General features: G+C 39.5%; 8 protein-coding genes. 7 read left to right on the top strand and 1 reads right to left on the bottom strand.

What is annotated here, in order from left to right:
- Positions 1–46: 46 nt before the first annotated feature.
- The gene (locus BQ4443_RS09245) at positions 47–2323 is read right to left on the bottom strand and encodes an NADP-dependent malic enzyme (RefSeq protein WP_071058626.1); all 2277 of its coding nucleotides are present in this window, start codon (positions 2321–2323) and stop codon (positions 47–49) included.
- A gap of 315 nt (positions 2324–2638) precedes the next feature.
- On the opposite strand from BQ4443_RS09245, the gene BQ4443_RS09250 reads away from it, so the two are divergent.
- The 7 genes from BQ4443_RS09250 (at position 2639) to BQ4443_RS09280 (ending at position 12208) form a co-directional block, all read left to right on the top strand.
- Entirely contained in the window at positions 2639–5500 is a 2862-nt protein-coding gene (locus tag BQ4443_RS09250; protein ID WP_071058628.1) for a 2-oxoglutarate dehydrogenase E1 component, read from the top strand.
- Between the two features lie 27 nt (positions 5501–5527).
- The gene (gene odhB, locus BQ4443_RS09255; RefSeq protein ID WP_071058630.1) at positions 5528–6754 is read left to right on the top strand and encodes a 2-oxoglutarate dehydrogenase complex dihydrolipoyllysine-residue succinyltransferase; all 1227 of its coding nucleotides are present in this window, start codon (positions 5528–5530) and stop codon (positions 6752–6754) included.
- A 93-nt stretch (positions 6755–6847) separates the two neighbouring features.
- Complete coding sequence (gene lpdA / locus BQ4443_RS09260; protein WP_071058632.1) at positions 6848–8278, top strand: dihydrolipoyl dehydrogenase; 1431 nt, start codon at positions 6848–6850, stop codon at positions 8276–8278.
- Positions 8279–8501: 223 nt separating this feature from the next.
- Complete coding sequence (gene zapE / locus BQ4443_RS09265; protein ID WP_071058633.1) at positions 8502–9605, top strand: cell division protein ZapE; 1104 nt, start codon at positions 8502–8504, stop codon at positions 9603–9605.
- Between the two features lie 10 nt (positions 9606–9615).
- Positions 9616–10977 (top strand): tryptophan--tRNA ligase, encoded by a 1362-nt coding sequence (locus BQ4443_RS09270; RefSeq protein ID WP_071058634.1) that lies wholly within the window; start codon positions 9616–9618, stop codon positions 10975–10977.
- 3 nt (positions 10978–10980) lie between these two features.
- A complete protein-coding gene (gene ddpX, locus BQ4443_RS09275) occupies positions 10981–11532 on the top strand; it encodes a D-alanyl-D-alanine dipeptidase (RefSeq protein WP_071058635.1) in 552 nt (183 codons plus the stop codon).
- Positions 11533–11683: 151 nt separating this feature from the next.
- Entirely contained in the window at positions 11684–12208 is a 525-nt protein-coding gene (locus tag BQ4443_RS09280) for a phosphatase PAP2 family protein (RefSeq protein WP_023950517.1), read from the top strand.
- Positions 12209–12218: the final 10 nt, after the last annotated feature.

Raw genomic sequence — 12218 nt, forward strand, 5'->3', positions numbered from 1 at the left:
AAAAGGGGCTAAAGAGCCCCTTTCTGTACTATTCTAAGAGATGAATCTAACTACGTTGTTGAGCATCAATAACAGCTAATGCTGTCATATTGACAATACGACGAGTAGTTGAACTTGTGGTTAGAATGTGCACTGGTTTTGCTGCACCTAAAAGAATAGGTCCTAACGTAATGCCATTACCGCTAGTCATTTTGAGTAAATTATAAGAAATATTACCTGACTCTAGGCTTGGCATCACCAATAGGTTTGCAGAGCCGCGTAAAGTGCTTTCAGGGCATGCTTCTAAACGAATACGTTCGCTAAGTGCTGCGTCAGCCTGCATTTCACCGTCAATCTCAAGATTTGGCGCACGCTCAACAATAAGTTTGCGAGCTTCAGCCATTTTGTTTGAACTCTTATTTGGACGACTGCCAAAATTAGAGTTAGAGAGTAGGGCAACTTTAGGAACAACACCAAAACGTTGCATCTCTTCAGCGGCTAATAAGGTAATCTCTGCAATGGTTTCTGCATCAGGATTTTCATTAACATGAGTATCGGCGATAAATAGCGTATCTTCAGGCATGATAATAACGTTCATTGATGCAAATGTTTTCACACCAGGTTTTAAACCAATAACCTGTGAAACGTATTCTAATTGGTTTTCCCAGCGAGTACTTGTTCCGCAAATCATTGCATCTACATCACCACGCTCTAATAGGATGGCACCAATTAGCGTATTGTGTTTGCGTACCATGGTTTTTGCAATCTCTGGTGTTACACCTTTACGGCAACGCAATTTATAATAATGTTGCCATGCTTCTGTGAAACGAGCATCGTCCTCAGGATTGACGACAGTGATATTTTTACCTGCCTCTAGACGCAAACCAAGTTTTTTAACGCGCATTTCAATAACTGCAGGGCGACCGATTAGAACAGGTAAAGCAATACCCTCGTCAACGATTGTTTGAACAGCACGTAATACACGTTCATCTTCACCGTCAGCATAGACAACACGCTTAACGTCAGATTTCGCTTGTAAGAATAATGGACGCATCAAGTGACCAGAGTGATACACAAAATTCATTAATTGCGTACGGTACGCTGACATATCCGTAATAGGTTTAGTGGCTACGCCAGTATCCATAGCTGCTTGTGCAATAGCAGGAGCAATTTTGGCAATTAATCGTGGGTCAAATGGCTTAGGAATAATGTATTCTGGCCCAAACTCTAATGTTTGGCCCGCATAAGCTTTAGCTACTTCATCATTTTGTTCAGCTTGAGCAAGTTCAGCAATAGCATGAACGCAAGCCATTTTCATTTCTTCATTAATGGTTGTAGCGCCAACGTCAAGTGCACCACGGAAGATAAATGGGAAGCATAATACGTTATTAACTTGGTTAGGGTAGTCCGAGCGACCTGTCGCAATAATAACATCAGGACGAGCAGCTTTAGCCTCTTCAGGAAGAATTTCAGGGTCAGGATTAGCTAAGGCAAGGATTAATGGATTAGCAGCCATTGTTTTAACCATATCACCTGTTAAAACACCTTTTGTAGAGCAACCCAAGAAAACGTCAGCATCTTTGACAATATCGGCTAATGTGCGCGCATTTGTTACTTGTGCATAACGTGCCTTATTAGCTTCCATATTAGCATCACGATCTTTATAAATCACGCCACGAGAATCTGATACGTAGATATTTTCATGGCTAATACCACAGCGAACTAATAGATCCAAACAAGCAATCGCTGCTGCACCAGCACCTGAACATACTAATTTCACTTTTGCTGGATCTTTATTGACTAATTTAAGGCCATTTAAAATAGCGGCTGAAGAAATAATTGCTGTTCCATGTTGGTCATCATGGAAAACAGGAATTTTCATGCGTTCGCGTAATTTTTTCTCAATATAAAAACATTCTGGTGCTTTAATATCTTCTAAGTTCACACCACCTAATGTAGGCTCTAGCGCGCAAACGATATCGACAATTTTATCGGGATCATTTTCGGCTAATTCAATATCAAAAACATCAACACCAGCGAATTTCTTAAATAGGCAGCCTTTACCTTCCATCACAGGCTTAGCGGCTAAAGGACCGATATTGCCTAATCCTAGTACAGCAGTACCATTGGTAATCACACCGACTAAATTACCACGTGAGGTGAAGCGAGCGGCAGCTGATTGCCCCTCGTCATAAATAGCCATACATGCATGAGCAACACCGGGTGAATAGGCAAGAGATAAGTCATCTTGGTTTGCCATAGATTTTGTGGGGACCACTGAGATTTTCCCTGGGCGAGGATATTCATGGTAGTCCAGTGCGAGTTTTTTGGAATCAACAGACATAATTTTTCCTAAATTAGTATTATTGTTGGTATGTTATATGAAATTAATTATAGGTAAAATATTACCTACTTTTTATACAAAAAACAGCTATAAGAGTAAATCTGGTAGAGATTGTTAATCATTGAAACTAATTTTAGGGTTTACCTATATTTATCTTTAATTCAGGTTATACTATGCTTTAACGAATTAATTTTATAAAATATAAAGGTTAGTTCGCCTTCTTTTTCGCTGTCCGTAAGTCGGTTAAGCCGTGAATCGGAAGGTTATCCTGCATCCATTATGGTGAAACACTCATAGAAAGGTGAAGCGTCTATTATGACTACAGCTATTGAAAAGAGTAATAACTCATACTTATTTGGTAGTAATGTTTCGTATGTTGAAGAGCAATACGAGGCTTACTTAGAAAATCCCGAATCAGTCACGCCAGAGTGGCGAGATTATTTCGATAAACTTAGCCATTTACCTGCGGTTGATGGTAGCGAAACAACACGTGATCAAAATCACTCCTCAATTATCGCTTCTTTCGCTCAACGTGCCAAGGCTAATACTTTATTAGTGCAAGCGGCACCTGCTAGTTTGGAAGTAGCTGGTAAGCAACTAAAAGTTCAGTCGTTGATTGCAGCGTATCGTAGCTTAGGTGTGCGTCACGCTATTCTTGACCCCCTAAAACGTTCTGAACGCCCAGAAATTCCTGAGTTAGATCCTGCATTTTATGGTCTAACAGATGCTGATTTAGATGAGGTCTACTCAGCAACAAATACTTATTTCACCACAAATTCAACAATGACTTTGCGTGAAATTCTTAATTCTTTACGTGATACTTACTGCCGTTCAGTGGGTAGTGAGTTTATGCATATCTCTGATCCAAAAGCAAAACGTTGGATTCAAGAACGCTTAGAATCAACATTGTCTACTGCTGCGCTTACAGTTGCTGAGAAGAAAAATCTTTTAAAACAAGTGACAGAAGCTGAAGGTCTAGAGCGTTTCTTGCATACTAAATATGTAGGTCAAAAACGTTTCTCACTTGAAGGTGGTGAGAGCTTTATCGCATGTATGGACGAAGTAGTCAATCATGGCGGTAAAATTGGTGTTCAAGAAATGGTGGTGGGTATGGCTCACCGTGGTCGTTTGAATATGCTTATTAATATTATGGGTAAACGTCCTGGCGATTTGTTTGCAGAGTTCGAGGGCAAACACGCAGAAGGTCTTACTGACGGTGACGTTAAATACCATAACGGTTTCTCTAGCGATATTTCCACAGCAGGTGGTCCTGTACATCTATCATTGGCGTTTAACCCTTCTCACTTAGAGATTGTGAATCCAGTGGTAGAAGGAAGTGCCCGTGCACGCCAAGATCGTCGTCAAAATAAAAAACAAGTATTACCAGTACTTGTTCATGGTGACGCAGCATTTGCCGGTCAAGGGGTGGTGATGGAAACGCTTAACCTTGCCCAAACACGTGGTTATGGTACAGGTGGTACTTTACACGTAGTGATTAATAACCAAATTGGTTTCACTACATCAGATCCGCGAGATGCACGCTCTACGCTCTATTGTACTGATGTGGTTAAAATGATTGAAGCACCAGTATTCCATGTGAATGGTGATGATCCAGAGGCGGTTGCTTTTGTGACTCGTTTAGCAATGGATTATCGTGCAGAATTCGCTCATGATGTCGTGATTGATATTGTTTGCTATCGTAAGCTAGGTCACAATGAACAAGATACACCAGCATTAACTCAACCGTTAATGTACAAATCTATTAGTAAGCACCCAGGTACACGTCAGCTTTATGCAGACAAATTAGTTGCTCAAGGTGTATTACAAGCAAATGAGCCAGATGATTTAGTTAAAGAGTATCGTGCTGTTATGGATGCAGGTGGTGAGACAGCAGAGCCAGTATTAACAGACGTTAAAAATCAATTTGCGATTGATTGGAAACCATTTATCGGTGCAAAATGGACGGATAAAGCGGATACAGCTGTGCCTACTGCTGAGTTAAAACGTTTAGGTGAACGTATCACTACTATCCCTGAAACATTTACACCGCATAAATTGGTTGAAAAATTACTAGCCGATCGTCGTGCGATGGCAAATGGTGAAATGAATTTAGACTGGGGTATGGGTGAGCACTTAGCTTTTGCATCATTAGTAAATGCTGGCTTTAATATCCGTATTACTGGTCAAGACGCAGGTCGCGGTACATTTACACACCGTCATGCTGTATTGCATGACCAAAAACGTGAACGTTGGGATGACGGTACTTATATTCCTTTACAAAACATCTCTGAAAACCAAGCTAAATTTTTAGTGATTGACTCAGTGTTATCTGAAGAAGCTGTACTAGGGTTTGAATATGGTTTTGCTTGCTCTGAACCTAATACATTAACGATTTGGGAAGCACAGTTTGGTGACTTTGCCAATGGTGCTCAAGTAGTGATCGACCAATTTATTGCATCTGGTGAAGCTAAATGGGGACGTCAATGTGGTCTAGCGCTAATGTTGCCACATGGTTATGAAGGTCAAGGTCCAGAACACTCATCAGCACGTATCGAACGTTTCTTACAATTATGTGCTGACAATAATATGCAAGTGGTTCAACCAACTAATGGTGCACAAATTTTCCACTTGTTACGCCGTCAAATGATTCGTAACTTCCGTAAACCACTCGTCATCTTTACACCAAAATCACTTCTACGTAATAAAGATGCTAGCGTGCCATTAACTGAGCTTTCTGAAGGCTCATTTAAAACAGTTATTGGGGAAGTAGATACCGCAATTAATGCAGACAAAGTAACTCGTTTATTAGTGTGTTCAGGTAAAGTTTATTACGATTTAGTTAATGCACGTAAAGAGCGTGAAGCGAGTGATGTGGCGATTATCCGTATCGAACAACTTTATCCATTTGCGCACAAAGATTTTGAAGCTGAGTTTGAAAAATATCCTCATGTAAAAGAAGTGGTATGGGTACAAGATGAACCACAAAACCAAGGTCCTTGGTTCTACGTTCAACACCATATTTATGAGAACATGAAAAAAGGTCAAAAACTTGCTTATGCAGGTCGTGCTGCCTCATCTTCTCCAGCAGTGGGCTATTTAGCAAAACACATAGAGCAGCAAAAAGCATTAATTGAACAAGCTTTTGCTGCACGTATCAAACCAGTTTTATCAAAATAAGTTTTTAATAGATTAAAGGATTTAACAATGGCAATTATTGACGTAGTTGTACCTCAATTATCAGAGTCAATTTCTGAAGCAACACTCTTAGAGTGGAAATTCAAAGTAGGGGAAGCCGTTTCTCAAGATGCTACATTAATTGAAGTAGAGACAGACAAAGTAGTATTAGAAGTACCATCGCCAGCAAGTGGTGTATTAGTAGAAATTGTTGAGGGAGACGGTAGTACTGTTACTTCAGGTCAATTATTAGCAAAAATTGATACAGCAGCTCAAGCATCAGCCACAGCTGGTACGGAAGCGCCAAAAGAAGCAACTGCAGAGGCGGCAGCGGCTGCACCAGCACCACAGCAAGTGATTGCTAAAGATACATCAGCAACAAAAGGTAATGTAGCTTCTCCAGCAGCTAGTGTGATTCTTGCTGAAAAAGGTTTATCAGCGACTGATGTACAGGGTTCGGGACGTGATGGTCGTGTGACTAAAGCTGATGCTCAAGCTGCTTCAGCGAAACCAGCAAAAGCTGCAGCTCCAGTAGCAGTACCATTAAACTTAGATGGTCGTCCAGAGCAACGTGTACCAATGACTCGTCTACGTGCACGTGTGGCTGAGCGTTTATTACAATCTCAACAAGAGAATGCTATCTTAACGACGTTCAACGAAGTTAATATGAAAGCTGTTATTGATTTACGTAATCAATACAAAGAAAAATTTGAGAAAGAGCATGGTGTTAAATTAGGCTTCATGTCTTTCTTTGTGAAAGCGGCAGTTGCAGCATTAAAACGCTACCCAATTTTAAATGCATCAGTTGATGGCACAGATATTATTTATCATGGTTACTTTGATATTGGTATTGCTGTAAGTAGCCCTCGTGGTTTAGTAGTACCTATCCTACGTAATGCAGATCAATTAAGTTTAGCTGACATTGAAAAAGCTATTGCTGATTTCGGTGCTCGTGCTCGTGATGGTAAATTAGGCTTAGATGATTTAACTGGTGGTACTTTCTCTATCTCTAATGGTGGTGTATTTGGCTCTATGATGTCAACACCGATCATCAACCCACCACAATCGGCGATTTTAGGCGTTCATGCCACTAAAGATCGTCCAGTTGTTGAAAACGGTCAAATCGTTATTCGTCCGATTAACTACTTAGCGATGTCTTATGATCACCGTATCATTGATGGTCGTGAAGCAGTATTAGGATTAGTAGCGATGAAAGAAGCACTAGAAGATCCACAACGTTTATTATTAGATATCTAATTTAAGCGCATAACAACGGTGCCCCTAATCCTTAGTGATTAAATGGGGCACTTGTCATTGAATATTTTAAATATAAACGAAGAGATTTTTATTATGGCAACACAGTTTGATGTAGTAGTAATTGGTGCCGGACCTGGTGGTTATATAGCTGCTATTCGTGCCGCACAATTGGGTAAAAAAGTCGCATGTATCGATGCTTGGGTAGATGAAAAAGGTAATGCCAAACCTGGTGGTACATGTACGAATGTTGGATGTATTCCTTCAAAAGCATTATTGCAATCTTCTGAGCACTATGAGCAAGCTCAGCATCACTTCGCTGATCATGGTATCGAAGTAGGCAAAATCGGTTTGAAATTAGATAAGTTAATTGGTCGTAAAGATGATGTTGTGAAACAAAACAATGACGGTATCCAATACTTATTTAAGAAAAACAAAGTGACTTTCTATGTAGGTAAAGGTTCTTTTGTTGGCAAAGAAGCTGATGGTAGCTACAAAATTGCTGTTAAAGGCAAAAAAGATGAAGAATTGACCGCAGCTCACGTTATTATTGCCACTGGCTCTGCTCCACGTGCCTTACCAGGTTTAGACTTTGATGAAGAGCAGGTATTATCAAATGACGGCGCATTGCGTATTCCATCAGTACCTAAAAAATTAGGGGTGATTGGTGCAGGTGTGATTGGTTTAGAAATGGGTAGCGTATGGCGCCGTTTAGGTGCTGAAGTGACTATTTTAGAGGCAGCACCAAGCTTTTTAGCTGTAGCGGATGAGCAAGTAGCCAAAGAAGCTAAAAAAGCGTTTGATAAACAAGGCTTAAAAATTGAAGTTGGCGTAAAAATTGGTGAAATCAAAAAAACAGCCAAAGCTATCAAAATTCCTTACACTACCGCAAAAGGTGAAGAACAAACACTAGAAGTTGAAAAATTAATCGTTTCAATTGGTCGTGTACCTTATACAGATGGCTTAAATACTGAAGCGATTGGTTTAAAGTTAAACGAACGTGGCTTTATTGAAGTTGATGGTGATTGCAAAACCAATGTGGCTAACGTATGGGCTGTTGGGGACGTTGTTCGTGGTCCTATGCTTGCGCATAAAGCGGAAGAAGAGGGTGTGGCTGTTGCAGAGCGTATCGCAGGTAAACATGGTCATGTAAACTTTGATACAATTCCGTCTGTTATTTATACTTCGCCAGAAATCGCTTGGGTAGGTAAAACAGAGCAACAGCTTAAACAAGAAGGTCGTGATATCAAAGTCGGTTCATTCCCATTCTTGGCTAACGGTCGTGCACGTGCTTTAGGTGATACCACAGGTTTTGTGAAAATTATCGCTGATGCAAAAACAGATGAAGTACTAGGTGCTCATATCATTGGCCCTATGGCATCAGAATTAATTTCTGAACTTGTGACAATTATGGAGTTTAAAGGTGCAGCGGAAGATATCGCTCGTATTTGTCATGCTCACCCAACATTATCTGAAGCAGTGAAAGAAGCTGCACTAGGTGTAGACAAACGTACGTTAAATTTCTAATGAGATTTAATACGCAAGAGCAATAGCTTATCTGTTGCCCCTGGATGCTTTAATAGCCTCCCATGAAGGAATTCGTGTATACACGGCTAATCAAGGTGCATGCAAAGGCTTGCCGTATTAGTATTAGTGAGTGACGAAATTTGAATTGGGGGCTTTTTTATTGTTTTTTTATATTGTGACGGACTTATACTAGTCCCATTTTGTTATTAAGGCTCTTTAGTTCATGAATGTTATCCAGTATTATCAAAAGATGTTAGCGGATAAAGGATATAAAGCAGATAAAGCCCAGCAAGCAGCTATTGAACGTTTGCAGAAATTTTATGATGATTGGGTAAATCTTCCGACACCATCAGAGCCTTCTTTCTTTAAAAAAATTTTTTCTAAACCAGAGCCAATAGTCGCTCCTCGAGGCGTGTATATGTGGGGAGGAGTTGGTCGAGGAAAAAGTTTTTTAATGGATTCGTTTTACGAAACTGTGCCGATTAAATGTAAAACCAGAATTCATTTTCATGAGTTTATGCGCAGTGTCCATGATCATTTACAGGCAATTAGTAAAGAAAGTGATCCACTGGATATTGTGGCTAAGCAGATCTCTGAAAAATATCAATTGATTTGTTTTGATGAGTTTCATGTTTCCGATATTGCTGATGCGATGATTTTATATCGCTTATTGCAAAAGCTATTTGATAATGGCACCAGTTTTGTGATGACCTCAAATTATGAGCCATCTACTTTGTATCCAGATGGTTTGCATCGTGATCGTATATTACCCGCGATTGCTTTAATTAAAGAAAAAATGGATATTATCAACGTGGATACGGGAGTGGATTACCGTCGTCGCACCTTAGAACAGTTAAAACTATATTTCACCCCGATTACGCCAGAAACTAATCAAGAGTTACAAGAAGAATTTGATTGTTTAACAAGTCAACGGCATGAGACTAAAAGTATTATCGTTGAACATCGTGAAATTCCTGTTATCGCAGAAGGGAATGGTGTAGTATGGTTTAGTTTTGAAATACTTTGTGGAACAGCACGGTCGCAAAATGATTATTTAGATATTGCGAACCGTTATCACACATTAATTTTATCTGATGTGCCAAAATTAGAAGCTAAAGATGCTTCTGAAGCACGTCGATTTACGTGGTTAATTGATGTGTTGTATGACCATAAAGTGAAATTGATTATGTCGGCACAAACGTCTCCAGAGCAAATTTATGTTCAAGGTGTACAAGCAAGCGAATTTCATCGAACAGTCTCCAGAATGGTAGAAATGCAATCGAAAGAATATATGGAAGCGGAAACTCGTCATTCCGTTAAGTTATAAGAGAGTAATTATGCAAAGAACACGTGTATTGACAGGGATTACAACAACAGGAACCCCCCATTTAGGTAATTATGCCGGTGCTTTACGTCCTGCTATTGAAGCGAGTCAGCGCGAAGATGTGGATGCTTTTTTCTTTTTGGCTGATTATCATGCTTTGATTAAATGTGATGATCCTACTAGAGTTGCTAGATCACGTTTAGAAATTGCGGCGACTTGGTTAGCAGCAGGCTTAGATTATGACAGAGTGACTTTTTACCGCCAATCTGATATTCCTGAAATCCCTGAACTATCATGGATTTTGACGTGTATGACACCCAAAGGTTTGATGAATCGTGCACATGCTTATAAAGCTTCAGTCGATCAGAATGTTGCCAAAAATACGGAGCCTGATGACGGTATTACCATGGGGCTTTATTCGTATCCCATTTTGATGGCAGCGGATATTTTGATGTTCAATGCGAATATTGTTCCTGTAGGAAAAGATCAAGTACAACATTTAGAAATGGCACGTGATATTGCACAGCGCTTTAACCATCATTATGGGCATGGTAGAGAGTATTTTGTTTTACCAGATGTTCAAGTTGATGAAGATGTGGCGACATTACCGGGCTTAGATGGTCGTAAAATGTCTAAGAGTTATGGTAATACAATCCCTTTATTTGAAGGTGGTCGTAAAGAATTAAAAGCTGCGATTGCCCGTATTCAGACAGATTCAAAATTGCCAGGTGAGCCTAAAGAAACAGAAGGTTCACATCTCTTTTCCTTATATAAAGCCTTTGCGACAACTGAACAAACGCAAGCGTTTAAACAAGCATTAGAAGAGGGTCTCGCTTGGGGTCAAGCAAAAGAAGAGTTATTTACCTTATTAGATGGCTTACTTAGTCCTATGCGTGAACGCTATGAGTCATTAATGGCTAAACCACAAGAAATTGAGGATATCTTACAAGTGGGCGCTAGCAAAGCACGTCAATATGCAGCCCCATTTATCAAGGAAATTCGTGAGGCAGTTGGTTTACGTAATACAGCTATCACTGTTAGCGCCAATAAAGAAACTAGCAAAAAAGCGAAATCAGCACGATTTGTCAGCTTTAGAGATTCAGATGGCAAATTTATGTTTAGATTGTTGGCAGCTAATGGTCAGGAAATTTTATTATCTAAAGCATTTGCCAATCCAAAAGAAGCAGGTATTAGTAGTAAGGCCATTGTGAATATTGATATGACTCATGATATTCAGGTTCGTGCGGATGAAGGATTTGATGTATTACTGAATGGTGAAGTGATCGCTTCTAGTGTCAATGCGACAAACCCAGAAAGTAGAACACATGTTCTTGCTCTTTTAGAAGAAAGTCTTAACCAATTAAAAGCAGAGTAGTTTATGAGTAGTCCCTTAGTTGTTATTACTGAACAAACTCATGGTGTAAAAATTGAGTTAGCTTATGCTACTGAGAATAATTTTACGGGAAAGTTAATCTATAAACATGCTACCTGCGTATTACATCAAGATGCGGAAGTTTGTTTAAAAAAAGCTGTTGAGCATGCCAAAAGAGCAGGCTTAACTATCGTTATTTATGATGCCTATCGTCCAGGTAAGGCACAACAGAAGCTGTGGGACTTTTTGCCGGATGATCACTATGTTACTCCTCCAGAAAAGGGGTCAGCTCATACACGAGGTGTCGCTATTGACTTAGGTCTGATAGATCAACACGGTAATGTGCTAGATATGGGTACTGGATTTGATGATATGACCAATTTATCACATACAGATAATACAGAGTTACCTCCTCATATCGTTCAGAATAGAGCTATTTTATTAGGTATTATGCTACATGCTGGGTTTAAAGAAATTAAATATGAATGGTGGCATTATCAATTACCCAATGCGTTTGATTATCCGTTATTAGATAGTGATTTGGTGGAAGTGGTATAGGATTAATTGCTTTACTCTAGTTGGTTAATATGATGGTATTTGTGCGCTATTCACAAAATCTTCATAATCTCGTCATGTAATTGCCACCTTTTCTTCTTAAGATAGCATAAAAGAATTCATAAATTTTTGTGCTTTCAGAGAGGATAGGCAAATGAAAACTCGCTTAATGGCATTAGGTGCGCAAGAAGTTAGATTTTTCTTTTGGTTAGTAGCGCATAATGAGAAAAGAACGATTGCTTTTTTAAGTCGTCAAATTTCTCGCATGGGTGATGGCCCTTTATATGCATTGATTGGTCTTGGTTTATGGTTGTTTGAGCCAGTTTCTGGACAACTATTTTTTTATACAGGCTTAGTGGCATATGCTTTAGAGTTGCCACTGTATTGGGTACTCAAAAATAGTATTAAAAGAGATCGTCCTTGCCATAAAATGACGGGATTTGAAGCGTTGATTGAACCGTCTGATAAATTTAGTTTTCCATCGGGTCATACAGCAGCAGCCTTTGTTTTTGCAACAGTCTTAACTAGTTTTTATCCTGTGTTACTAATACCTGCTTATTTATTGGCAAGTTTAGTTGGTTTATCTAGAGTATTACTAGGCGTGCATTATCCTACTGATATTTTAGCGGGTATGGTAGTTGGTCTGACATGTGCCTTGACTGCCTTGGCTATTGTATAAGCTTAAGGAT

The organism is Pelistega sp. MC2 (genome assembly GCF_900099475.1).
In the GTDB taxonomy this organism is placed as follows: Bacteria; Pseudomonadota; Gammaproteobacteria; order Burkholderiales; family Burkholderiaceae_B; genus Taylorella; species Taylorella indica.